General features: G+C 72.4%; 21 protein-coding genes and 1 pseudogene. 7 read left to right on the forward strand and 15 right to left on the reverse strand.

What is annotated here, in order from left to right; all coding sequences use genetic code 11:
* From KUM38_RS41950 to KUM38_RS19315, 6 genes and pseudogenes are all read right to left on the reverse strand, one after another.
* Positions 1-176 (reverse strand): annotated as a pseudogene (locus KUM38_RS41950) (ABC transporter permease); the annotation flags it as partial.
* 99 nt (positions 177-275) lie between these two features.
* A complete protein-coding gene (locus tag KUM38_RS19295) occupies positions 276-1,148 on the reverse strand; it encodes a glycosyltransferase family 2 protein (RefSeq protein WP_217130699.1) in 873 nt (290 codons plus the stop codon).
* An 8-nt stretch (positions 1,149-1,156) separates the two neighbouring features.
* Positions 1,157-1,936, reverse strand: a complete 780-nt coding sequence (locus tag KUM38_RS19300) for a CDP-alcohol phosphatidyltransferase family protein (RefSeq protein WP_217130645.1) — start codon at positions 1,934-1,936, stop codon at positions 1,157-1,159.
* Positions 1,914-2,975, reverse strand: coding sequence for an iron-containing alcohol dehydrogenase family protein (locus KUM38_RS19305; protein ID WP_217130646.1), 1,062 nt, complete (start codon positions 2,973-2,975; stop codon positions 1,914-1,916). The genes KUM38_RS19300 and KUM38_RS19305 overlap by 23 nt, the downstream gene beginning before the upstream one ends.
* A complete protein-coding gene (locus tag KUM38_RS19310) occupies positions 2,963-3,715 on the reverse strand; it encodes a sugar phosphate nucleotidyltransferase (protein WP_217130647.1) in 753 nt (250 codons plus the stop codon). Before KUM38_RS19310 ends, KUM38_RS19305 begins: the two co-directional genes overlap by 13 nt.
* Positions 3,712-5,532, reverse strand: coding sequence for a DUF5941 domain-containing protein (locus KUM38_RS19315; RefSeq protein ID WP_217130648.1), 1,821 nt, complete (start codon positions 5,530-5,532; stop codon positions 3,712-3,714). Before KUM38_RS19315 ends, KUM38_RS19310 begins: the two co-directional genes overlap by 4 nt.
* Positions 5,533-5,819: 287 nt before the next feature.
* Between KUM38_RS19315 and galE the strand changes: the two genes are divergently transcribed.
* The 3 genes from galE to idi all read left to right on the forward strand — a co-directional run bounded on the left by galE (position 5,820) and on the right by idi (position 8,629).
* On the forward strand, positions 5,820-6,791 hold the full coding sequence (gene galE / locus KUM38_RS19320; protein ID WP_217130649.1) for a UDP-glucose 4-epimerase GalE: 972 nt from the start codon (positions 5,820-5,822) through the stop codon (positions 6,789-6,791).
* 146 nt (positions 6,792-6,937) lie between these two features.
* A complete protein-coding gene (locus KUM38_RS19325) occupies positions 6,938-7,876 on the forward strand; it encodes a cation diffusion facilitator family transporter (protein WP_217130650.1) in 939 nt (312 codons plus the stop codon).
* A 159-nt stretch (positions 7,877-8,035) separates the two neighbouring features.
* Positions 8,036-8,629 (forward strand): isopentenyl-diphosphate Delta-isomerase, encoded by a 594-nt coding sequence (gene idi, locus KUM38_RS19330; protein ID WP_217130651.1) that lies wholly within the window; start codon positions 8,036-8,038, stop codon positions 8,627-8,629.
* 1 nt (position 8,630) lies between these two features.
* Here idi and KUM38_RS19335 read toward each other — a convergent pair whose 3' ends face one another.
* Complete coding sequence (locus tag KUM38_RS19335) at positions 8,631-9,092, reverse strand: ATP-binding protein (protein ID WP_217130652.1); 462 nt, start codon at positions 9,090-9,092, stop codon at positions 8,631-8,633.
* A gap of 138 nt (positions 9,093-9,230) precedes the next feature.
* Positions 9,231-9,887: an HdeD family acid-resistance protein gene (locus KUM38_RS19340; protein WP_217130653.1), complete on the reverse strand. Its 657-nt coding sequence runs from the start codon at positions 9,885-9,887 to the stop codon at positions 9,231-9,233.
* Positions 9,888-10,000: 113 nt separating this feature from the next.
* Between KUM38_RS19340 and KUM38_RS19345 the strand changes: the two genes are divergently transcribed.
* Entirely contained in the window at positions 10,001-10,756 is a 756-nt protein-coding gene (locus KUM38_RS19345; RefSeq protein ID WP_217130654.1) for an enoyl-CoA hydratase/isomerase family protein, read from the forward strand.
* Here the strand turns inward: KUM38_RS19345 and KUM38_RS19350 are convergent.
* Entirely contained in the window at positions 10,743-11,378 is a 636-nt protein-coding gene (locus KUM38_RS19350; protein WP_217130655.1) for a DJ-1/PfpI family protein, read from the reverse strand. The two genes, KUM38_RS19345 and KUM38_RS19350, sit on opposite strands and share 14 nt — an antisense overlap.
* Positions 11,379-11,388: 10 nt before the next feature.
* Complete coding sequence (locus KUM38_RS19355; RefSeq protein ID WP_217130656.1) at positions 11,389-12,357, reverse strand: GlxA family transcriptional regulator; 969 nt, start codon at positions 12,355-12,357, stop codon at positions 11,389-11,391.
* Positions 12,358-12,492: 135 nt separating this feature from the next.
* Here KUM38_RS19355 and KUM38_RS41955 point away from each other — a divergent pair, with 135 nt between their 5' ends.
* Both KUM38_RS41955 and KUM38_RS19360 read left to right on the forward strand, forming a co-directional pair.
* On the forward strand, positions 12,493-12,624 hold the full coding sequence (locus KUM38_RS41955; RefSeq protein WP_271321520.1) for an LPFR motif small protein: 132 nt from the start codon (positions 12,493-12,495) through the stop codon (positions 12,622-12,624).
* A 105-nt stretch (positions 12,625-12,729) separates the two neighbouring features.
* Complete coding sequence (locus KUM38_RS19360; protein WP_217130657.1) at positions 12,730-15,075, forward strand: Tex family protein; 2,346 nt, start codon at positions 12,730-12,732, stop codon at positions 15,073-15,075.
* 144 nt (positions 15,076-15,219) lie between these two features.
* On the opposite strand, the gene KUM38_RS19365 is transcribed toward KUM38_RS19360, so the two are convergent.
* Together KUM38_RS19365 and KUM38_RS19370 are read right to left on the reverse strand one after the other, a co-directional pair.
* Entirely contained in the window at positions 15,220-16,866 is a 1,647-nt protein-coding gene (locus KUM38_RS19365) for an ABC-F family ATP-binding cassette domain-containing protein (protein WP_217130658.1), read from the reverse strand.
* Positions 16,867-16,914: 48 nt separating this feature from the next.
* Entirely contained in the window at positions 16,915-17,937 is a 1,023-nt protein-coding gene (locus KUM38_RS19370; RefSeq protein ID WP_217130659.1) for an oxidoreductase, read from the reverse strand.
* A gap of 66 nt (positions 17,938-18,003) precedes the next feature.
* Between KUM38_RS19370 and KUM38_RS19375 the strand changes: the two genes are divergently transcribed.
* The gene (locus KUM38_RS19375; protein ID WP_217130660.1) at positions 18,004-18,960 is read left to right on the forward strand and encodes an FAD-dependent oxidoreductase; all 957 of its coding nucleotides are present in this window, start codon (positions 18,004-18,006) and stop codon (positions 18,958-18,960) included.
* 216 nt (positions 18,961-19,176) lie between these two features.
* Here KUM38_RS19375 and KUM38_RS19380 read toward each other — a convergent pair whose 3' ends face one another.
* From KUM38_RS19380 to KUM38_RS19390, 3 genes are all read right to left on the reverse strand, one after another.
* Positions 19,177-20,898, reverse strand: coding sequence for a BCCT family transporter (locus KUM38_RS19380; protein ID WP_217130661.1), 1,722 nt, complete (start codon positions 20,896-20,898; stop codon positions 19,177-19,179).
* Positions 20,899-21,038: 140 nt separating this feature from the next.
* Positions 21,039-22,997: a Xaa-Pro dipeptidyl-peptidase gene (locus tag KUM38_RS19385; protein WP_217130662.1), complete on the reverse strand. Its 1,959-nt coding sequence runs from the start codon at positions 22,995-22,997 to the stop codon at positions 21,039-21,041.
* Positions 22,998-23,125: 128 nt separating this feature from the next.
* Complete coding sequence (locus tag KUM38_RS19390; protein ID WP_217130663.1) at positions 23,126-23,605, reverse strand: macro domain-containing protein; 480 nt, start codon at positions 23,603-23,605, stop codon at positions 23,126-23,128.
* Between the last annotated feature and the right edge of the window lie 29 nt (positions 23,606-23,634).

Consider the following 23,634-nt stretch of genomic DNA (forward strand, 5'->3'; position numbering starts at 1 on the left):
AAGGCGAGGATGAAGTGCCGCCGGTCCCAGAGCTGACGGACGTACTCGCCGAGGGACGGCCGGGCGCCGCTGACCGTGAGGCCGTACTTGGCGGCGAGCCGGTCCGCCGTCAGGCCCTCGTCGGGCGGCACGGTCGCGGTGACCGCGACCGTGCCGTCGTGCGTGGTCTCACTCACTGGTGGAAAACTTTCGTCCTCGAGATGCGCGGCCCACGGGGGGCCTGGCATGAGCCGGGGAGCCTGGGTACGGCCCCGATGTTCCCGGATACGAGCTTGTCAGATGACGGGGGGCCGGCCCAGTCGGGTCAGCCGCCACACCGTACGCCACTTCATGGGCCGGCGGGGTCCGCAGGGGGTGGCCCAGCCCTCCCGGAATCCACCGAACCACGCCTTCAGCGCGGGACGCGAGGGCCGGCGCAGGAGGGTGAGGAGCATCCAGACGCCCAGGTAGACCGGGACCAGGAGCGCGGGGAGGTTGCGGCGGGCCAGCCAGACCCGGTTGCGGGCGACCATGCGGTGGTAGACCGCGTGCCGCGAGGGGGCGGTGGTCGGGTGGTACAGCACCATGTCGGACCGGTAGTCGATCAGCCAGCCGGCGTCGAGGGCCCGCCAGGCCAGGTCGGTCTCCTCATGGGCGTAGAAGAACTCGTCCGGCAGCCCGCCGACCTCGGCGAGGACCTTGGTGCGTACGGCGTTGGCGCCGCCGAGGAAGGTGGTCACGCGGGAGGAGCGCATCGGGTCGGAGGCACGCAGCCGGGGCACGTGGCGGCGCTGGGTGACCCCGGTCTCCGGGTCGGCGATGCGGAAGCTGATGATGCCGAGCGCCGGGTCGGCCGCGAAGGCCTCGCGGCACAGCTCGGCGGTGTCGTGGCCGGCGAGCAGGCCGTCGTCGTCGAGGAACAGCAGGATGTCGACGTCGGTGCCGCCGGGGCCGAAGGCCTCGATGCCGACGTTGCGGCCGCCGGGTATGCCGAGGTTCTCCGGCAGTTCGACGGTGCGGACGCCCTCGGGGACCTCGGGGACGGGCGAGCCGTTGCCGACGACCACGACCTGGACGGGGTCGCCGTCCTGCTTGGCGACCGAGTCCAGCAGGGCGCGCAGTTCGTCGGGGCGGTTGCCCATGGTGATGATCACCGCGCCGACCTTCATGCCGGCGCTCACTTCAGCCTGCTGGAGGCGAGGACGGACACCAGGTGCAGCAGGGTCTGCAGCAGGGCGATGCCGGCGAGGACGGCGGTGCCCAGGCGGGTGAAGAACAGGTCGCCCTGGACCGCGTCCGCGATCGCGAGGACCAGGATCAGCAGGGACGCCTCGATGCCGAGGATGAGGCGGTGGAACTTGAACGCGGCGGCGGCCCGGCGGGCCAGCGCCATGCCGGAGGAGCGCATCTCGGAGGCGGCCTCCTTCACCGGCGGCAGCCCGTTCTGGTGGCGGGCGACGCCGACGAGGTCGGTCTCGGCCTTGATCAGGACCGCGCCGAGGGCGGCCAGGGTGCCGAGGAAGGCCCAGAGCCAGTCGATCCGGCCGGGACCCCACAGGTCGGCGGCGCGCAGACCGAGGCCGACCAGGACGGCCGCGTCGGTGAGGTAGGCGCCGACCCGGTCCAGGTAGACCCCGCCGAGCGAGTACTGCTTCCGCCAGCGGGCGATCTCCCCGTCGACGCAGTCCAGCAGCAGGTACAGCTGGACGGCGACCACGCCGAGGACGGCCCCCGTGATCCCCGGCACTAGCAGCGCCGGGGCCGCGAGGACGCCGAAGACGGTCATCAGGTACGTGAGCTGGTTGGGGGTGACCCTGGTGTTCACCAGGTAGCGGTCCACCCGCAGGGACACCTCGCGCATGTAGAGGCGCCCCATCCAGTGCTCACCGCTGCGCCGGTCCTTGACCCCCGGGGGGTGCACGACCGGACGGAGTTCAGCTACTGATGGCCTTGACATAGTCGGCGTAGACGTCCTTGATCTGTTCGGTCTTCAGGTCGAGATGTTCGAGGATGGTGAAGCGTCCGGGGCGGGTCTCCGGGGCGAACTCGACGGCCCGGACGAATTCGTCCGTCGTGAATCCGATCTCCTCCGGCAGCACCGGAAGTCCGTGCCGGCGCAGCACCTCGGCCATGTGGGCCGATTCCTCGTGGGCGCCGCGCAGGTACATCGCGAAGGCGGCGCCCAGTCCGCACTGCTCGCCGTGGGCGGCGGCCCGCTTGGGGTAGAGCAGGTCGAAGGCGTGGTTGATCTCGTGGCAGGCGCCGGAGGAGGGGCGGGAGTCGCCCGACACGGACATGGCGATGCCGGTGAGGACCAGCGCCTCGGCCAGCACCTGGAGGAAGCCGTCGTCGCCGACCCCGCCCGGGTGCCGCAGCACCGCCTCGCCGGCCTGCCGGGCCATGGCGGCGGCCAGGCCGTCGATCTTCTCCCCGTTGACGCGGTGGGCCAGCTCCCAGTCGGCGACCGCGGAGATGTTGGAGATGGCGTCGCCGATGCCGGACCGCACGAAACGGACCGGGGCCTCGCGGATGACGTTGAGGTCGATGACGACCGCGATCGGGTTCGGTACGCCGTACGAGCCGCGGCCCGCGTCGTTGTCGAGGGTCGCGACCGGCGAGCAGAGGCCGTCGTGCGCGAGGTTGGTGGCGACGGCGACCAGGGGCAGGCCGACGCGTGCCGACGCGAACTTGGCACAGTCGATGATCTTGCCCCCGCCGAGGCCCACGACCGCGTCGTAGTGACCGGCCTTTATCTCGCCGGCCAGCCGGACCGCGTCGTCGATGGTGCCGCCGCCGACCTCGTACCAGTCGGCGCCGGGCAGCGAGGGCGCGAGCCGCTCGCGCAGCCGGGCGCCCGAACCGCCGCTGACGGCGATGGCGAGCCGGCCCGACTGCGAGATGCGCTCGTCGGCGAGGACGCAGGCCAGGTCGTCGAGGGCACCCGGGCGGATGTCCACGACGACCGGCGAGGGGATGAGCCGGGTCAGTACTGGCACGCGATCTCCCGTCCACGGGCGAGGTCGTCGTGGTTGTCGATCTCCACCCACTCGACGTCGCCGATCGGCGCCACGTCGATCCGGAAGCCGCGGTTCACCAGTTCCTGGTAGCCGTGCTCGTAGAACTGCTGCGGGTCGGTCTCCCACACGGTCTTCAGGGCGTCGGCCAGTTCGGGGGCGGCGTCGCCCTCGATCAGGGTGACGCCGATGTACTCGCCGGTGGCCTCGGCGGGGTCCATCAGCTTGGTGATCCTCGTCATGCCCTTGGCGGGGTCGACGACGACCTTCATCTCCTCGTCGGCGAGCCGCTTGACCGTGTCGAGGGCGAGGATGATCCGCCTGCCCTCGCCACGGGCGGCGAGCAGGGTCTTCTCGACGGAGACCGGGTGCACGGTGTCGCCGTTGGCGAGGATCACGCCGTCCTTGAGGGCGTCACGGCCGCACCACAGGGAGTAGGCGTTGTTCCACTCCTCGGCCTTGTCGTTGTCGATGAGGGTGAGCTTGAGGCCGTACTTCGCCTCCAGGGCCGCCTTGCGCTCGTACACGGCCTCCTTGCGGTAGCCGACGATGACCGCGACCTCGGTCAAACCGATCTCGGCGAAGTTGCCGAGGGTGAGGTCCAGGACCGTCGGTTCGCCCTCTATGCCCGCGGGCCCCACCGGCACCAGCGCCTTGGGAAGGCTGTCGGTGTAGGGGCGCAGACGCCGTCCGGCGCCGGCCGCCAGCACGAGGCCGATCATGCGGTTTCTCCTTCATCGTGTACGGCGGGCGCCCCTGCGGACGCCCAGAAGCGGATGCTCTCGACGAGCACCACCAGGGCCACGGCCACGGCGAGGACCGTGAGTGCGACCGTGAACTGCAAGGCGGTGAGCAGTGCCGCCAGGGCGGCGACCACCAGGGTGCGGCCCTCGTGCCCCCCGATCGCCCGCACCAGCCAGCGCGGGGACGCGCCCGCGTTGCCGCGGATGCGGTAGACCGTGTCGTAGTGATGGTAGGCGACCGCGGCCACCAGCCCGTAGGCCGCCGGAAGGGCTCCGTTCACGTCCGCGTCGGCCGCCAGTGCCAGGACGGTGCCGTACTCGGCGGCGCGGAGGAACGGCGGGACCAGCCAGTCGAGGGCGCCCTTGAGGGGGCGGGCGACGGCGAGGGCGGAGGTCAGGACGTAGCCGCAGGCGGCGACGGTCGTCCAGGGACCGCCGAAGCCGGTGAGCACGGCCGTGGCGACGACCGCGAGACCGCCGGTCAGGGCGACGGCGGGGGCGGTGAAGCCGGGCAGCCGCCGCGCGGCGTGCTTCAGCGGGCCGGTGAGGGCCTGGGCGAGCGGGCCGGAGTCGGCGAGGTCCGCCAGCGCCTGCGCGGCCCGGTCGGTGCGGCGGGCCTTGCGGGTCAGCGAGCGCAGGACACGGCCCGCCGTGGTGTACGTCGCGGCGAAGGCGCAGCCGACGAGCAGGGCGTAGAAGGTGATCCGGGGGGTCGTGACGGCCGTGAGGACGGCGATCATCGCCCAGCGTTCGCCGATGGGCAGGACGATCATGCGGCGCACCCAGACCGTCCAGCCGACGCTGTCGAGCTTGTCGGAGAGCGCGGCGGTGGGGCTGGTGTTGGCGGTGGCGTCGTGGTTGGCCTCGTTGAAGGAGAAGTCGACCACGTGCCGGCAGGTCTGCAGCACCATCGCGCCGAGCGCGAGGGCCCACACGTCGTCACCGCCGCGGGCCGCGCCGAGCGCGAGGCCGGCGTAGTACGCGTACTCCTTGGCCCGGTCGAAGGTGGCGTCGAGCCAGGCGCCGAGGGTGGAGTACTGCAGGGAGTAGCGGGCGAGCTGGCCGTCGGTGCAGTCCAGCACGAAGGAGGCGATGAGCAGCGCGCCGGCGGCGACGAAGCCGCCGCGGGTGCCGGTGGCGGCGCAGGCGGCGGCTATGAGCGCGGTGAGCAGGGAGGCGGTGGTGACCTGGTTGGGGGTCAGTCCGCGGCGGGCGCACCAGCGGGCGATGTAGCGCGAGTACGGGCTGATGAAGTAGGTGGTGAAGAAGCCGTCGCGGGCCTTGACGGCCGACTTCAGGCGTACGGCCTCGTCGTCGACGGCGGCGACGGCCTGCCGGGCCTCGTTGCGGGTCTGGGGGTCGCCGGGGACGGTGGCGACGAGGCTGCCGAGCTCGGGGCGGTGCACGTCGGCGCCGTCGGCGTCGAGGGCCGCGACGACGCGGTCGGCGAGGCTGTCGACCAGGGTGGTGCCGCCGGCCCGCTCCGCGGTGACCGCGGAGTCCTCGCGGGCCATCGCGCGGATCAGGGCCTGGCGGCCGGCCGGCTGCGCGGTGACGGCGCCGGGGATCGCGGAGAGCGGGAAGCGGGGGTCGGTAAGGCCGAGGCGCAGCGCGTGCACATGGCCCACGAAGCGGGCGTCGACCACGGCGACCCGCTGTCCGGCGGGCACCCCGGCGAGCAGGGTCCCGGCCTCCGCGGTGCCGGACGCGATCCGCACGTCGAATCCGAGGGAGCGCAGATCGCCCTCGAGTGACGAACCGGGGACCGGTTGACCGGTCAGGATGGCGGTCGACAACCGAATCTCACTCCCTGGGTGCCGACGCGTCGACGCCGGTCATGTACACGATTGAGGTGCCCGTGCGGACCCCCGGGCGGCATGTCGGCAGAGGTTATCGGATGCCCGGAAGCCCGCGTTCACCGCCCGTTCGACGATTGGACCGGCATGGTTCGCCCGCGCGCCTCTGCCGCGATCATCATCGGTGATGCGGGGCTCGACCCACAAACCGCTCCACCAGAACGGAAATATGGCATGGATCGGGACATCGGGGACCGTCGCATCCGCTCGGCATAGGGTGGGCGACCATGACATGGCTGATCACCGGCGGGGCCGGTTACATCGGGGCACACGTGGCGCGGGCCATGACCGGTGCCGGGGAACGGGTCGTGGCGCTGGACGACCTCTCGGCCGGGGTACCGGCGCGGTTGCCCGCCGGCGTCCCGCTGGTCAGGGGCTCGTCGCTGGACGGCGCGCTGCTGAGGCGGGTGTGCGCGGAGCACGGGGTGACGGGCGTGGTGCACCTCGCCGCGCGCAAGCAGGCCGGTGAGTCCGTGGCGCAGCCGACCCGGTACTACCGGGAGAACGTGGGCGGCCTCGCGACGCTCCTGGACGCCGTCACCGACGCCGGGATCGAGCGCTTCGTCTTCTCCTCGTCCGCGGCCGTGTACGGCGACCCCGGTGTGGACCTCATCACGGAGGACGCGCCCTGCGCCCCGGTGAACCCCTACGGCGAGACCAAGCTCGCCGGTGAGTGGCTGGTCCGGGCGGCGGGCCGGGCGCACGGCATCGACACGGTGTGCCTGCGCTACTTCAACGTGGCGGGGGCGGCGGCGCCGGAGCTGGCCGACACCGGTGTCTTCAACATCGTGCCGATGGTCTTCGACCGGCTCACCCGTGACGAGGCCCCGCGCGTCTTCGGCGACGACTATCCGACGCCGGACGGCACGTGCGTCCGTGACTACATCCACGTGGCCGATCTGGCGGAGGCGCACCTGGCGGCGGCCCGCAAGCTGTCCGAGGGGAAGCTCACGGGAGACCTGACGGTGAACATCGGCCGCGGCGAGGGCGTCTCGGTGCGCGAGCTGATCACGGTCATCGGCGAGGTCACCGGCGACACCCGGGCCCCGCTCGTCGAGGGCCGCCGCCCCGGCGACGCGCCCCGCGCGGTGGCGTCGGCCGCCCTCGCGGCCGAGCGGCTCGGCTGGACCGCCCGGCGCTCGGTGCCCGAGATGATCGAGTCGGCGTGGCGGGGGTGGCGGCTGCACCACGGCGGCTGAGCCGCGAGCGGCGTCGGCCACCACCTGACCTGCGGATCGTTTGCGCAGGTCAGGGCAGATGACAACGGTGTTCAGTGCCGCGTTGCGGATACCCCCTCCCCGTAGTTCACTGTGATCCGGACGGGGACACGGGAAGGGGCCTTTCGATGGGGGCTGGGCACGATCACGGGCATGCGCACGGCGCGCCCGCCGGCGGTACCGCGAGTGCGGCGTACCGCGGCAGGCTGCGGGTGGCGCTGGCGATCACGCTCGGTGTCATGGTGGTCCAGCTCGTCGGCGGCGTACTGGCCGACTCGCTCGCCCTGGTCGCGGACGCGGCCCACATGGCGACGGACGCCCTGGGCCTGGGCATGGCGCTGCTCGCGATCCACTTCGCGAGCCGCCCGCCGAGCGAGCGCCGCACCTTCGGGCTGGCCCGCGCGGAGATCCTGGCCGCGCTGGCCAACTGCCTGCTGCTGCTCGGCGTCGGCGGTTATGTGCTGTACGAGGCGATCGAGCGGTTCGTCACCCCGGCCGACACCAAGGGCGGCCTGACGGTGGTGTTCGGCGCGATCGGCCTGGTCGCCAACCTGGTGTCGCTCATGCTGCTGATGCGCGGGCAGAAGGAGAGCCTGAACGTGCGCGGCGCCTTCCTGGAGGTGGCGGCGGACGCGCTCGGCTCGGTCACGGTGATCGTGTCCGCGCTGGTGATCCTGGCCACCGGCTGGACGGCCGCCGACCCGATCGCCTCCCTGGTGATCGCGGTGATGATCGTGCCGCGGACGTGGAAGCTGCTGCGCGAGACCCTGGACGTGCTGCTGGAGGCCGCGCCCAAGGGCGTCGACATGGGGCAGGTACGGGCGCACATCCTGGCCACGGACGGCGTGGAGGACGTGCACGACCTGCACGCCTGGACGATCACCTCGGGGATGCCGGTGCTCTCCGCGCACGTGGTCGTCAGCTCCGACGTCCTGAACACCATCGGACACGAGAAGATGCTGCACGAGCTGCAGAACTGCCTGGGCGCCCACTTCGACGTGGAGCACTGCACCTTCCAGCTGGAGCCCGGCGGGCACGCGGAGCACGAGGCGCGCCTCTGCCATTAGGACCGGTCCGCACGCGCCACCGCGCGTCAATGCGCCGGAGAGCGCGGCCTTCCGCCCCCCGCGCGGGCGCCCTGGGGACATGCGGGCGCGTCGGGGAGTGCCGGGAGTGCCGGATTCGTGCGGCAGACTTGGGGCGCGAAGACCGAGTGAAGGATGGGTATGCCGATCACACCTGCCACCGCGACGCACAGTCCGTCGAACGGCGCCGCCGAGCCGATTTTGCTGGAACTGGTCGACGAGGACGGCGTGACGACCGGCACGGCGGAGAAGCTCGCCGCCCATCAGCCGCCGGGGCTGCTGCACCGGGCGTTCTCGGTGTTCCTGTTCGACGAGCACGGGCGGCTGCTGCTGCAGCAGCGGGCGCTGGGCAAGTACCACTCCCCCGGTGTGTGGTCCAACACCTGCTGCGGTCACCCCTACCCCGGTGAGGCGCCGTTCGCGGCGGCGGCCCGGCGGACCTTCGAGGAGCTGGGCGTGTCCCCGTCGCTGCTCGCCGAGGCCGGCACGGTCCGCTACAACCACCCGGACCCGGCCTCGGGCCTGGTGGAGCAGGAGTACAACCACCTCTTCGTCGGCATGGTGCAGTCGTCGCCGCGGCCGGATCCGCGGGAGGTGGCGTCCACGGCGTTCGTGACGCCGGCGGAGCTGGCGGAGCGGCACGCCGAGGACGCCTTCTCGGCCTGGTTCCCGACCGTCCTGGACGCGGCCCGCCCGGCGGTCCGCGAACTGACCGGACCGTCGGCGGGCTGGTGACCTAGACGGTCCGCGTGGGTTTGAGCGGCAGGGCGGCCCAGATCACCTTGCCGCCGGTGGCGGTGTGCTCGACGTCGCACGCCCCGCCCGCCTCGCGGGTGATCTCCCGCACCAGGAGCAGTCCGCGGCCGCCGGTGCGGCCGTGGTCGGTCTCCAGGGCGGTGGGCCGGTAGGGGTGGTTGTCCTCCACGGACACCCGGATCCACTCGGCGCCGACGGCGACCTCGACGGCCAGCGTCGGGGACAGCAGTGCCGCGTGCCGTACGGCGTTGGTGACCAGCTCGGAGACGATCAGCAGCAGTCCCTGCACTACGTCGTCCGCGACCGGCACCCCTTGGCGCAGCAGCAGGTCCCGCACGGCGTGGCGGGCCTGCGGGACCGAGGCGTCGACGGCCGGGGCGGTGAACCGCCAGACACCTTCGTACGGCAGCGAATCGCCGCTCTCACGCTCGATTGTCACCACACGTCGAGTGTTGGCACCGGCCGGCTCCGCACCTCGACCCTGAACAGAAGTCAGCGGATATCGAGCGTTCTCGACCGCCCGTGCATGACAAAGTCGCTTGTGGGACCGTTCCGGCCCGCCCCGTGCCGGAACGGCGAACTATTCGGGTTGTACGGGTTCGGCGGCCCGGTGATCGCCGCCGTGCGGCCCCTTCTCCTGCGCCCGCGCGGTCTCCTCGCCGGCCAGCCGGTCGGAGACCATGCCGACGATCCGGCGTCCGCCGTAGCCGGTGGCGATCAGGCCGAGCCCGTCGAAGAGCAGGGAGAGGGAGAAGAACGTACCGATGACGTACTGGCTGCTGCTGGGCCAGGTGGCCAGCACCAGGACGCCGAGGAGCAGCCCGAAGGCGCCCTGCACCAGCGTCCAGCCGAACTGCGGCCCGCGCACCACCAGGCTGCCGACGAGACGGAACACCCCGCCGGTGAGGAACAGCAGCGCGGCGAACATGGTGAGCGCCTCGGCCGCGGCCTCCGGTGTCCTCAGGACGACCACGCCGGCCGCGATGTTCAGGGCCGCGACGACCACGCCGAGCCAGAAGAAGTTGGTGTGCCGCGCCTGGACGGCGTGCAGCAGTCCGACCAGGCCGCCGATCAGCAGCAGCCAGCCGAACAGCACCATCGAGGTCAGGGTGGCGAGGCCGGTGTAGACCAGGCCGATCAGGCCCGCGACGACCAGGACCACGCCGAGCACGGCGAGCCAGCTGAAGCCGCGGCTCAGTTTCGCGGCCTCGCCCTGGGGCTTGGTGGACTTGGCCATGACTGCCTCCTCGCTCCCGTCTCCCCTCTCCCAGTCTCCGCCGTCCGCCCGCCTCCCGCCGGGTGGAGTCCCTGCCGGCCGGGGCGCCGGCCCGGGCGGATAGCATCCGGCGCATGGAGCCCCAGCTGCTGCACGGCGTCACCGAGCACGTCGCCACGGTCGTCATCCGCAATCCCGCGAAGCGCAACGCCATGACGGCCGCGATGTGGGGTTCCCTGCCGCCGCTGCTGGAAACGCTGGCGGCCGACCCTGACGTACGGGTGCTGGTGCTCACCGGTGAGGGCGGGACGTTCTGCGCCGGTGCCGACATCTCCACGCTCCGGGGGTCGCCGCTTCAGGCGCAGCGGCTGGCCGTGGCGGCGGAGGAGGCGCTCGCCGCCTTCCCCAAGCCGACCCTGGCGGCGGTCCGCGGGCACTGCGTGGGCGGCGGGGCACAGCTGGCGGCGGCCTGTGATCTGCGGTTCGCCGAGGAGGGGGCGCGGTTCGGGGTGACCCCGGCCAAGCTCGGCATCGTCTACCCGGCCTCCGCGACCCGGCGGCTGGTGTCCCTGGTCGGCCCGGCCACCGCCAAGTACCTCTTGTTCTCCGGCGAGTTGATCGAGGCCGGACGGGCGCTGCGCACCGGTCTGGTGGACGAGGTGCTGCCCGAGGGGGAACTGGACGGGCGGGTGGCCGGGTTCACCCGGATCCTGGCGTCCCGGTCGCAGCTGACGCAGGCGGCGGCGAAGGAGTTCGCGGACGGCCGCACCGACCGGGACGCGTACTGGGGCGAGCGGGCCGGGGAGAGCGGCGACACCGCGGAGGGCGTCGCCGCGTTCCTGGAGCGCCGGGCGCCGCGCTTCACCTGGAGCGTGTCTACGTCAGGATGAAGCGGCTCTTCGACCGGAACTCCTCGACGAGGTGCGCGGGCGCCTTCCGCGGGGAGCCCGCGTCGTAGGGCGGCTGCGGGTCGTACTCGGTGAGCAGCTGGACGGCCTGGGCGTGTTCGTCGCCGGCGATCCGGCCGAGCAGGGTGAGCCCCATGTCGATGCCGGAGGAGACGCCGGCCGCGGTGACGTACTTGCCGTCGGTCACCACCCGCTCCCCGGTCGGCTCGGCGCCGTACCGCTTCAGGTGGTCGAGCGCGAGCCAGTGGGAGGTGGCCCGGCGTCCTCGGAGGAGCCCGGCCGCGGCCAGCAGCAGGGATCCGGTGCACACGGACGTCGTCCAAGCGCTGGACGCGTCGGCGGCGCGCAGCCAGTCCAGCAGCACCTCGTTCTCCATCTGGGGAGTCTGTCCGGGGCCGCCGGGGACGACGACGACGTCCGGGTGCGGCACCTCGGCCAGGGCACGGTCCGCGGTGATCGCGAGCGTGCCGGTGTCGGTGCGCACGGGACCGGTCCGCTCGGCGACGAACACGGTCTCCGCGTCCGGGAGCCGGCCGAGGGTCTCGTACGGGCCCACCGCGTCGAGGGCGGTGAAGCGGTCGAAGAGGACGATGGCGATCTGCATCGGCGGCCTTTCAGATGTGGGCGGGTGCGGGGGCGGGCCGGAAGCGGCGGCGGTACTCCGCCGGTGACGCCCCGAGGGTCCGGACGAAGGCGCGCCGCATCGCCTCGGAGGTGCCGTAGCCGCTGGCGCGGGAGATCTCCTCGACACCGTCACCGGTGTCCTCCAGCAGCCGCCGGGCGTGTTCGAGGCGTACGCGGTCGACGTAGCGGCCCGGCGTCATGCCGGTCTCGGTGCGGAAGGCACGGGCGAAGTGGCGCGGCGAGAGGGCCGCGCGGGCGGCGAGCGCCTCGACGCTCAGATCGGCGTCGGGGTGCTCGGTGATCCACTGCTGCACCTCGCGCAGCGGCTCGCGCCGTGCGGTCTGGGCGGCGAGCTGGGCGCTGAACTGGGCCTGGTTCCCGGGCCGGCGCAGGAACACCACCAGGTGCCGGGCCACCGTGAGCGCGACCTGGCGGCCGAGGTCCTCCTCGACCAGGGCGAGCGCGAGGTCGATGCCCGAGGTGACGCCGGCGGAGGTGGCGACGTGGCCGTCCCGGACGTAGATGGGGTCCGGGTCGACCTCGACGGCCGGGTGGTTCCGGGCCAGCGTGTCGCAGTAGGCCCAGTGCGTGGTGGCGCGTCGGCCGTCCAGCAGTCCGGCCCCGGCGAGCAGGGCCGCTCCCGTGCAGACGGAGACCAGCCGCTCGGCGCGCGGCGCGTGCCGCCGCAGCCAGTCGGTCAGCCGCGGGTCGGGCCGGCGGGTGCCCCAACCACCGGGCACGAGCAGCGTGTGCGGTTCCGGCGCGTCGGCCAGCGCTCCGTCCGGTACGACGGTCAGTCCGCTGGTCGTGCGTACGGGAGCGCCGTCCAGGGAGGCGGTGCGCAGCCGGTACGTCCCCGGGGTGTGCTGCTCGGCGCCCGCGAAGACCTCCACGGGACCGGTGACGTCGAGGCTCTGCACCTGGTCGAAGAGGACGACGAGAACGGTTCGCTGCGCCATGCGGACGATTCTTCGCGATGCCCGTGGTGGCTGCAACGACGGGTTCCCCACCTTTCCTGCCATGCATGTTGAAGCGTTGACGAGGTACCCGCATCTCCCCCGGCCGGGAAGGCCGGGAGACGAAAGGGGAAACACGTGTTCCGTGCCATCGCAGATGTCCTGCGCCAGATCGGCGGTGCCGTCGCCACCGTCGTGACACTGCCGTTCCGGGCGCTCGCCCGGCTGTTCGGCGGGGCCTCGTCCGCCACCCGCGGCCGTCGCGCCTGACGCCGCCCGTGCGGTCCCCGGGCGAGTCGCCGCCCTGATCCCCGGTTGTCGGCGTCACCTGCCACAATTGCCGCGCAACCTCAGTGGAGAAGGCGGTACGGGAACGTGACGACACCCCTCGCAGGGTCCATCGAAGGCAGGATCGCCGAAGAGCTCGGCGTACGGGAGCGGCAGGTCAGGGCTGCCGTCGAACTGCTCGACGGCGGTTCGACGGTGCCCTTCATCGCCCGCTACCGCAAGGAAGCGACCGAGATGCTCGACGACGCGCAGCTGCGCACGCTCGAGGAGCGGCTGCGCTATCTGCGGGAGCTGGAGGAGCGCCGGACGGCGATCCTGGAGTCGGTGCGCGAGCAGGGCAAGCTGACGGACGAGCTCGAGGCGCGGATCCGCGGTGCGGAGACCAAGGCGCGCCTGGAGGACGTCTATCTGCCGTACAAGCCCAAGCGGCGCACCAAGGCGCAGATCGCGCGTGAGGCGGGGCTCGAGCCGCTGGCGGAGGGGCTGCTCGGTGATCCGGGTGTCGAGCCCCTCGCCGCGGCCGCCGCGTTCGTGGACGCGGAGAAGGGTGTCGCCGATCCGGGGGCCGCCCTGGACGGCGCGCGGGCCATCCTCACCGAGCGGTTCTCGGAGGACGCCGACCTGATCGGTGAGCTGCGCGAGCGCATGTGGGTGCGCGGGCGGCTGGCCGCGAAGGTGCGCGACGGCAAGGAGGAGGCGGGCGCGAAGTTCTCCGACTACTTCGACTTCGCCGAGCCGTTCACCGACCTGCCCTCGCACCGGATCCTGGCGATGCTGCGCGGCGAGAAGGAGGAGGTCCTCGATCTCGTCCTGGAGCCGGAGGAGCCGGTGGACGGCCCGTCGTCGTACGAGGGGATCGTCGCGAACCGGTTCGGGATCTCCGACCGAGGGCGTCCGGCCGACAAGTGGCTGGGCGACACGGTCCGCTGGGCCTGGCGCACGCGCATCCTGGTGCACCTCGGCATCGATCTGCGGCTGCGGCTGCGTACGGCGGCCGAGGACGAGGCGGTGCGGGTCTTCGCGGCGAACCTGCGCGACCTGCTGCTCGCCGCCCCGGCCGGTACGCGCGCGACGCTCGGCCTCGACCCCGGTTTCCGTACGGGTGTGAAGGTCGCCGTGGTGGACGCGACCGGCAAGGTCGTCGCCACGGACGTCATCCATCCGCATGTCCCGGCCAACCGGTGGGACGAGGCGATCGCGAAGCTGGCGCGGCTGGCGAGGGAGCACGCGGTCGAGCTGATCGCGATCGGCAACGGCACGGCGTCCCGTGAGACCGACAAGCTCGCCGGTGAACTCATCACCAAGCACCCCGAGCTGAAGCTGACCAAGGTGATGGTGTCCGAGGCGGGCGCCTCCGTGTACTCGGCCTCCGCCTTCGCCTCCCAGGAGCTGCCCGACATGGACGTGTCGCTGCGCGGCGCGGTGTCGATCGCGCGCCGGCTCCAGGACCCGCTGGCCGAGCTGGTGAAGATCGACCCGAAGTCGATCGGGGTCGGCCAGTACCAGCACGACCTGTCCGAGGTGAAGCTGTCGCGTTCGCTGGACGCGGTCGTGGAGGACTGTGTGAACGGCGTGGGCGTGGACGTCAACACCGCGTCGGCACCGCTGCTCGCGCGGGTCTCCGGCATCACCTCCGGGCTCGCCGAGAACATCGTGGCGCACCGGGACTCCAACGGGCCGTTCCGGTCGCGCGGCGAGCTGAAGAAGGTGGCGCGGCTCGGCCCGAAGGCGTACGAGCAGTGTGCGGGCTTCCTGCGGATCCGCGGCGGTGACGATCCGCTGGACGCGTCCAGTGTGCACCCGGAGGCGTACCCGGTGGTGCGGCGGATGGTGAAGTCCTCCGGGACGGAGGTCGCCGCGCTGATCGGGAACACGGCGGTGCTGCGGTCGCTGCGGCCGGGGGACTTCGTGGACGAGACGTTCGGTCTGCCGACCGTGAGCGACATCCTGAAGGAGCTGGAGAAGCCGGGGCGGGACCCGCGGCCGGCGTTCAAGACCGCCGTCTTCAAGGAGGGGGTGGAGAAGATCTCCGACCTGGCCTCCGGGATGGTGCTGGAGGGTGTCGTCACGAACGTGGCCGCGTTCGGGGCGTTCGTGGACGTCGGTGTGCACCAGGACGGGCTGGTGCATGTGTCGGCCATGTCGAAGACGTTCGTCAAGGATCCGCGGGACGTGGTGAAGCCGGGGGACATCGTCAAGGTGAAGGTGCTTGATGTGGACATCCCGCGGAAGCGGATCTCGCTGACGTTGCGGCTGGACGACGAGGCTGCGCCTCAGGGGGAGCAGCGGGGGCAGCGCGGGGAGCGGCAGGGGGGCCGGCCGCCGAAGCAGCGGCAGCAGGGGCGTTCCTCCGGAGGGAAGGGGCAGTCCGCTGCGCCTGCTCCGGCCAACGGGGCGATGGCTGACGCGTTGCGGCGGGCCGGGTTGGCGTAGGCGCCCGGCGTTGTGGCTGGGCGGGGGTGGTGCGCGTGGGCCGGTGCTTACTGGGTGCCTCCCCCAGAGGGGGCACCCCCAGCGCCCACCCGTGCCGCCCTGCGGCACGATTGCCCGCGGAGGGGGCGGGGCGACAGCCCGCAGTCAGGCAGGGGTCTCCGTCACCTTGCCGTTCGTTACCTCCAGGCGTCTGGTCACCTTCACCGCGTCGAGCATGCGGCGGTCGTGGGTGATCAGGAGGAGGGTGCCCTGGTAGGTGTTGAGGGCTGATTCGAGTTGTTCGATGGCCGGCAGGTCCAGGTGGTTGGTCGGCTCGTCGAGGATCAGGAGGTTGACGCCCCTGCCCTGGAGGAGGGCCAGGGCGGCCCTCGTGCGTTCGCCCGGGGAGAGGGTGGCCGCCGGGCGCATGACGTGGTCCGCCTTGAGGCCGAACTTGGCCAGCAGCGTGCGGATGTCGGCCGGTTCCAGGTCGGGGACCGCCGGGCGGAACGCGTCGAGCAGGGCTTCGGGGCCGTGGAACAGCGCGCGGGCCTGGTCGACCTCGCCGAGGAGTACGCCCGAGCCCAGGGCGGCGTGCCCGGCGTCGAGCGGGACGCGGCCCAGCAGGGCGCCGAGGAGCGTGGACTTGCCCGCGCCGTTGGCGCCCGTGACGGCCACCCGGTCCGCCCAGTCGATCTGCAGGGACACCGGGCCGAGGGTGAAGTCGCCGCGCCGTACCTCGGCGTCCCGCAGCGTCGCCACCACCGCGCCGGAGCGGGGCGCCGACGCGATCTCCATGCGCAGCTCCCACTCCTTGCGCGGCTCCTCGACCACCTCCAGGCGTTCGATCATGCGCTGCGTCTGACGCGCCTTCGCGGCCTGTTTCTCGCTGGCCTCGCTGCGGAACTTGCGGCCGATCTTGTCGTTGTCGTTGCCCGCCTTGCGGCGCGCGTTCTTCACGCCCTTGTCCATCCAGGCCCGCTGTGTCTGCGCCCGGTCCTGGAGCGCGGTCTTCTTGTCGGCGTACTCCTCGTACTCGTCGCGGGCGTGCCGGCGGGCCACGTCCCGCTCCTCCAGGTAGGCCTCGTAGCCACCGCCGTAGAGGTTGATCTGCCGCTGGGCGAGGTCGAGTTCGAGGACCTTGGTGACCGTGCGGGTGAGGAACTCGCGGTCGTGGCTGACGACGACCGTGCCGGCGCGCAGGCCGGTCACGAAGCGTTCGAGGCGTTCCAGGCCGTCCAGGTCGAGGTCGTTGGTCGGCTCGTCGAGGAGGAAGACGTCGTAGCGGGAGAGGAGGAGGGAGGCGAGTCCGGCGCGGGCCGCCTGGCCGCCGGACAGTGAGGTCATCGGCTGGTCCAGGCCGACGGCCAGGCCGAGGGAGTCGGCGACCTCCTCGGCGCGCTCGTCGAGGTCGGCGCCGCCCAGGGACAGCCAGCGCTCCAGGCTGGTGGCGTACGCGTCGTCCGCGCCCGGCGCGCCGTCGACCAGGGCCTGGGTCGCCTCGTCCATCGCCCGCTGGGCCTCGGCGACGCCGGTACGGCGGGCCAGGAACGCCCGTACGCTCTCGCCGGGCCGGCGCTCCGGCTCCTGCGGGAGGTGCCCGACGGTCGCGGTGGGCGGCGAGAGGCGCAGCTCGCCCTGTTCCGGTGCGGTGAGGCCGGCGAGCAGGCGCAGCAGCGTGGACTTGCCCGCGCCGTTGGCACCGACCAGGCCGATCACGTCGCCGGGCGCGACGACGAGGTCGAGACCGGTGAACAGGGAGCGGTCGCCGTGCCCGGCGGCGAGGTTCTTGGCGACGAGGGTGGCAGTCATCAGACCGCCGATCCTAACGGCCGGGCGCGGCCGGTCGCGCCCCGGTTCTCACCGCCCCACCTCCGTCACCCGTACCGTCCCGCCGGTGCGCGCGACGAGGTACGCCTCGCCCTTCACCGCCTTGCCGTCCAGCGGGACCCGGTGGCGGCCGGGTTCGAGTACGCCGTCGAAGAGGTCCTGGACGTGGGTGCGGGAGAGGCGGTCGAGCCGGTACGCGGTGAGCCGGACCCGGCAGGACGAGGTGACCTCCAGCTCCGCCGCGTCGCCGGTGGCGGTGAGTTCCGTCAGGCGGCGCCGGTCCCGCGCGCCTCGTTCCAGGGCCTGTTCGGTCTGGGCGACGAGGAGCGGGACGACCGGGGCGAAGCCGTCGACGCAGGGCACGTCGACGCCGGCGGTGGCGAAGGCGTGGCGGACGGCCGCGCGTTCGCCGTCGCTCACCGACCGGCCGAAGACCACGGCGCCGTAGCCGCGCAGTTCGTCGGCGGGGACGCCGTCGGCGTCGTGGGCGATGTCGGCGCCGATGCCGATGGTGCGCAGGGCCGCGGCGAGCCGGGCGAGCAGGGCGACCCGGGCGCCGATCAGCAGGACGCGGCGGCGGGCGCCGGGGGCGTGGCCGTCGAGGAGGGCGGTGAGGGCCGTACGGTACTCGGTGCCGCGGAAGCGGAACGGGCCTATGCCATGGTAGCCGTTGAGGTCCAGGTCGGCGTGCTCGTCGGTCTGCCAGGCGAAGTCGCGCCAGATGACGTCCTCGCCGTCCCGTTCGATGACCGCGGTCACCGCGCCGCAGGCGAGGTCCTCGCACTCGGGGCAGCCGTAGACGATGTACCGGCCGGCGGGCAGCGGCGCCTCGGTCTCCAGCAGCAGGCTGTGGATCTGGGCGGTGAAGAGGGAGGGCGGGACGTCGGAGGCGAGCGGGGAGACGGCGTCCAGGTCGGAGAGGCGGAAGAGCAGCGGGCGGCCGTCGACGACGAAGTCGACGAAGTCCCGGTGGACTTGGTAGTCACCGTTGGCGAGGAGTCCACCGGCTCTCGTCGCCGGTGCCAGGCCGAAGGTCGCGTACTCGGCAGACATGCCGTGAGTATTCCCACCGGGGGACGGACCTGAGCACGGCATGACATATTCCGCTACGGTCCACCGATGGGAACCGAACTGGACTGCGATGTCCTGGTGATCGGCGGCGGGGTCGTCGGGCTGACGACGGCCGTGGTGCTCGCCGAGCGCGGCGTACGGGTACGGCTGTGGACGCGCGACCCGGTCGAACGGACCACCTCGGCGGTCGCGGGCGCGCTGTGGTGGCCGTACCGGATCGAGCCGGTGGTGCCGGTGCGCGCGTGGGCGCTGCGCTCGCTGGAGGTGTACGAGGAGCTGGCGGCGCGGCCGGAGGCCACGGGCGTACGGATGGTCGAAGGGGTGCTGGGCGAGACGGGGCTCGACGAGGTCGGCGCGTGGGCCGCCGCGCGTCTGCCGGGGCTGCGCGTGGCGACGGTCGAGGAGTATCCCCTCGGGTCGGGGGTGCGGGCGCGGCTGCCGCTCATCGACATGCCGGTTCACCTGCCGTGGCTGCGGGAGCGGTTCCTGGCGGCGGGAGGTGTCGTCGAGGCCCGTACGGTGGCGGACCTGTCGGAGACCGGTGTGCCGGTCGTGGTCAACTGCTCCGGGCTGGGGGCGCGGGAGCTGGTGCCGGATCCCTCGGTGCGGCCGGTGCGGGGGCAGCTGGTGGTCGTGGAGAACCCGGGGGTCCGTACGTGGACGGTGTCCACGGGGGCGGACGGTTCGATGGCGTACCTCTTCCCGCAGCCGGGGCGGCGGCTGGTGCTGGGGGGTACGGCGGAGGAGGACGTGTGGTCCCCGGAGCCGGATCCGGGGGTGGCCGAGGCGATCGTGCGGCGGTGTGCGGTGCTGTGCCCGGCCGTCGCGGGGGCGCGTGTTCTGGAGCACCGGGTGGGGTTGCGGCCGGCTCGGGACGCGGTGCGTCTGGAGCGTGTGCCGCTGCCGGGCGGGCGGGTGCTGGTGCACAACTACGGTCACGGGGGTGCGGGGGTCACGGTGGCGTGGGGTTGTGCGGAGGAGGCGGCAGTGCTTGCCGCCCGCTGAACCGGGCCGGGGCCGTGCCTGGCCGACTGGCGTTCGCAAGGTGCCTCCCCCAGAGGGGGTACCCCCAGCGCCCACCCGTGCCGCCCTGCGGCACGACTGCCCGCGGTTGGCACGGCGTGGGGAGGCGCGACTGACCGTGGTGGGGATGGCCCATGGTGTCGCGCGGGGCCCGTGCTGCGCTGAGGGCACGGGCGTCGCGCGGCTCGCCAGGGGGTGTCAGTGTTTGCCGATGGGGTCGCCCTCCACGTCCGGGCCTCGGCCCGGGCCCACTCGGATCTCGAATTCGCCGTCGTATTTCTTGTGGCCCTCGATGACCGCGAGTTCCACCGCTTCCGAGCCCATCTCGCCCCGCACGATGAGCGGATCGCGGCGCAGGTCGCGCATGAGTGCCACGCACATGAAGACCATCACGACGACGAACGGGGCCGCCGCGAGGATCGTGAGGTTCTGCAGGCCGGTCAGCGCGTCACCCTGCCCGCTGCCGACCAGCAGCATGATCGCCGCCACCGCGCCGGTGACCACGCCCCAGAACACCACCACCCAGCGGCTGGGCTCGAGCGCGCCCTTCTGCGAGAGGGTGCCCATCACGATGGAGGCCGCGTCGGCGCCCGAGACGAAGAAGATGCCGACGAGGACCATCACCAGCAGGCTGGTGGCGGTGGCGACGGGGTACTCCTGCAGCACGGCGAAGAGCCGGCCCTCGGGGGTCGTCTCGTCGCCGAGCCGGTTCTGCTCCTGGAGCCTCATCGCCGAGCCGCCGAAGACCGCGAACCAGACCAGGCTGACCGTGCTGGGCACGAGGATGACTCCGCCGATGAACTGGCGGATGGTCCGGCCCCGGCTGATCCGGGCGATGAACATGCCGACGAAGGGCGTCCAGGAGATCCACCAGGCCCAGTAGAAGACGGTCCAGCTGCCCAGCCAGTCGGCGACGCCCTCGCCGCCGCTGATCTCGGTGCGGCCGGCCAGGTCGGGCAGATCGCCGAGGTAGGCGAAGACCGAGGTCGGCAGCAGGTCCAGGATGAGGATGGTCGGGCCCGCGGCGAACACGAACACGGCGAGGATCAGGGCCAGCACCATGTTGGTGTTGGACAGCCACTGGATGCCCTTCTCCACACCGGAGACCGCGGAGGCCACGAACGCCAGGGTCAGCACCGCGATGATGCCGACCAGCAGCCCGGTGCTGACCTTGTCCATCCAGTCGAGCTTCTCCACACCGGAGCCGATCTGCAGCGCGCCGAGGCCGAGCGAGGCCGCGGAGCCGAAGACCGTCGCGATGATGGCGAGCACGTCGATGACCCGGCCGCCGACGCCGCCCGCGTTCTTCTCCCCGATGAGCGGGGTGAACACGGCGCTGATGGTCTGCCGGCGGCGCCTGCGGAAGGTGCTGTAGGCGATGGCGAGGCCGACCACCGCGTAGATCGCCCACGGGTGGAGCGTCCAGTGGAAGAGGGTGGTCGCCATGGCCGTCTCCATGCGATCGCCCGAGTCGGCCGGGCTGGTGCCCGGCGGGGGTGTCGTGTAGTGCGCGAGCGGTTCGCTCACGCCCCAGAACATCAGGCCGATGCCCATGCCGGCGCTGAACATCATGGCGATCCACGACACCGTGCGGAACTCCGGCTTCTCGCCCTCGGTGCCGAGGTGGATCCGGCCGTAGCGGCTGGCCGCCAGCCAGAGGGCGAAGACGACGAAGCCGGAGGCTGCCAGCATGAACGCCCAGCCGCCGTTGTGCATCAGCCCGCCGAGCAGGGTGCCGGACGCGTCTTCGAGCGAGTCCGTCCCGACGGCGCCCCACAGCACGAACGCGAGGGTGAGTACGGCCGTGACGCCGAACACCACCCGGTCGGTCCGTGGGTGCCCCCGGCCCGGCAGGCCCGCTTCGGAGCCCGGCAGCGGGCCCGCCGTGTCGTCCTTGTCGCTGTGCTGGTCGTGCGTCACAGGCGGCACCTTCCCTCAGAGCCGTTGGGCGGAGAGCACTCCTCCCGTTACGCCCCTACCACCTTTGGCGCAAAACTCACCTCAGCGACGGAAAGTGTCAACCTCCCCTTCCACCGGGTGACGCGCCGCGCGGGCTCGTTTCACCGGGTCTCCCCGGGGACGCGGTGGGTGGTGACGTCCGGTCGGCCCACGCCGTCCAGGACGGTGTCCGGGGCCGTGGTGTGCGACCCCGCCGTGGCGCGGGCGAAAGCGGCCGTTCCGCCGACGAACGGCACCCGCGCGGAGGTGCGGGCCAGGTCGAGGGTGAGCGTCGGGGTGTCGGCCGGGGGATCGATCAGGCCCCGGTCGGTACCGGCGACGATCAGTGCCAGGCGGTGGCCCCGGGGGACGACGTGGTCGGTGGCCGCCAGGTCGAGGGTGAGGGTGTACCGCTTGCCGGGGGTGAGCGGCTCGCCCTTCCCGTCGTCGGCGTGGTTGCCGAGGTCGGCCCAGCCACGGCTGACGATCGTGTGCTCGACGTCGGTGGTCGTGGCGCGGGTCTCCTGGAAGCAGGAGCTGTCGCCCGCGGTGCTCGCGCCCCAGCAGGTGCGCTCGGGAAGGGTGGTGATGCCTTCTCCGTCGGCGGTGTAGTCGCGGACGGTGTCGGGGCCGAGGTCCACGAGTACGGCGGAGAGGTGGGCCGTGGGCGTGCTGGGGGTGGCGGTGACGGTGACCCGGGAGGCGCCGGACAGACGCAGGTCGCGGGTGAGCGGGCCGGTGACGAAGCCGGCCTTGTCCGGGGTCGGGGTGTCGACGCGGGCGGCCCAGTCGGTCTCGCTCAGCCGCGGGTCGTCGGTGAAGGCCTCGGTCCCCTTGCCCTTGCTCAGGCCGAGGGTGCCGACGCCGGCCTCGGTGCCCTGCGCGGGGCGCAGGGTCGTGGTGTGCGTGCCGCGCGGCGGCCAGCTCTTCGAGGTCACCCACTGGTCGGGCCGGCGTTCGATGTCGGCCACGGGCTCGCGGTCGATGCCGTTGTCGTAGCCGAGGAGTTCGTGGTCGAACCAGCGGTGCAGGGTGTCGACCCACTCGGCGCGGCGGAAGTCGAAGGGGTCGACGTGGCCGGTCTGGGAGAGCCAGATCTTGCGCTCGACGCCGTTCTTCGCGAGGGCGTCCCACCAGGGGCCGACGTGCTGCATCCGTACGTTGAGGTCCTGCATTCCGTGCACCAGGAAGACGCTGGCCTTCACCTTCTTCGCGGCGCGCACGTAGTCGCGTTCGGTCCACAGGGGTGTCCGGTCGCCGGTGCGCGGGGCGCCCTCGACGAGTTCGCGCTGGACCTCGTCGCACCGGTCGCGGGCCTCGGGCGTCTCGACGTACTGGGACAGCCAGTCGGGGCCCGAGTCGTAGAGCGGGGCGCCCTGGGTGAAGTAGTAGTCGTACCAGGAGGAGATGGCGGCGATCGGGACGATGGTCTCCAGACCCTCGACGCCGGTGGCGGCGACGCCGTTGGCGATGGTGCCGTCCCAGCTCTTGCCGATCATGCCGGTGCGGCCGTTGGTCCAGTCGGCCCGGGCCCGTTCGGTGCCGGTGCGGGTGGTGTACGCCGTGCCGCGGCCGTTCAGCCAGTCGACGACGGCCTTCGCGGACTGGATGTCGGAGCGGCCCCCGACGTCCACACAGCCGTCGGACCGGTTGGTTCCGGCCAGGTCGACGCCGACGACGGCGTAGCCGCGCGGCACGAAGTAGTTGTCGTAGAACAGCGGCATCTGGACGACGTCGCCGTTCGCGTCGTAGGTCTTCTTCTGGCTCTCGTTGCCGCGCCCGCAGCAGGAGTAGTACGGGCTGGCGTCCATGATGACGGGAACCTTCCGGCCCCGCTGTGCGGGTTCGCGGGGCCGGACGATGTCGACGGCGACCCGGTCGGTGCGTCCGTCCCGGTCCTCGTCGAGTCCGGTGTCCACCCAGACGGCCTCGCGGACGGCGTCGGCGTAGGAGTGGACGGGCAGGCTCTCGCGCGGCGGCGCGGCGTGTGCCGCCACGGGGGTGAGGAGCGTGGCCGTCAGGGCGGCGGTGGCCACCGTCGCGAGCGGTCTCCAGGTCGTGAAGCGCGTGCGTTTTGGCATGCGCGGGACGGTACAGGGGCGAACTCGGGTGCAGAAGAGGGCGGTTGGCGCCCCATGAAGTCACCGGTGGCTGAAACCACGCCTGGTGGGACGCGCCGGTTCACACGCGGGAGCGGTGACGGGTCCGCTCAGTCACCGTGGTCGTACACCGTCACCGGTATCCCGCGCCGTACCAGCCGCTCGGTGATCAGGGGTTCGACGCGGGACCACTTGCCGCCGGCCAGGCCGCAGCCGATGCGGGGCATGTGCACGGAGGCGTTCAGCTCCGTCGCCCTGTCGGCGAGGCGGCCGAGCGCCGTGTCGATCGCCTCGTAGCGGACGGGCACGCCCTTGCTGCCCGTCCGTGTGCCGCGCTGGCCGATCATGTTGGCCACCCAGACGTACCGCTCGACCTGGACCAGCTGGACCGCGCCCAGACCGAAGTCGTTCGCGGCGCGGTCCCGGTGCCAGGCGCGGTAGGCGGCCTCCGGTTCGGGCCAGCGGCGCGACACGGCCAGGACGAAGCCCTTCCCCCACCCGCCGATGTCGTTGCAGACATGGGCGATGACCTTGACGCCCTTCGCCGACGGAACGGTGGCGTCACCCCGGACGTAAGTGATCTCCGACATGACGCCACCGTAGACCTCGCCACTGACAG

This window comes from Streptomyces sp. AC558_RSS880, from assembly GCF_019049255.1.
Taxonomy (GTDB): domain Bacteria; phylum Actinomycetota; class Actinomycetes; order Streptomycetales; family Streptomycetaceae; genus Streptomyces.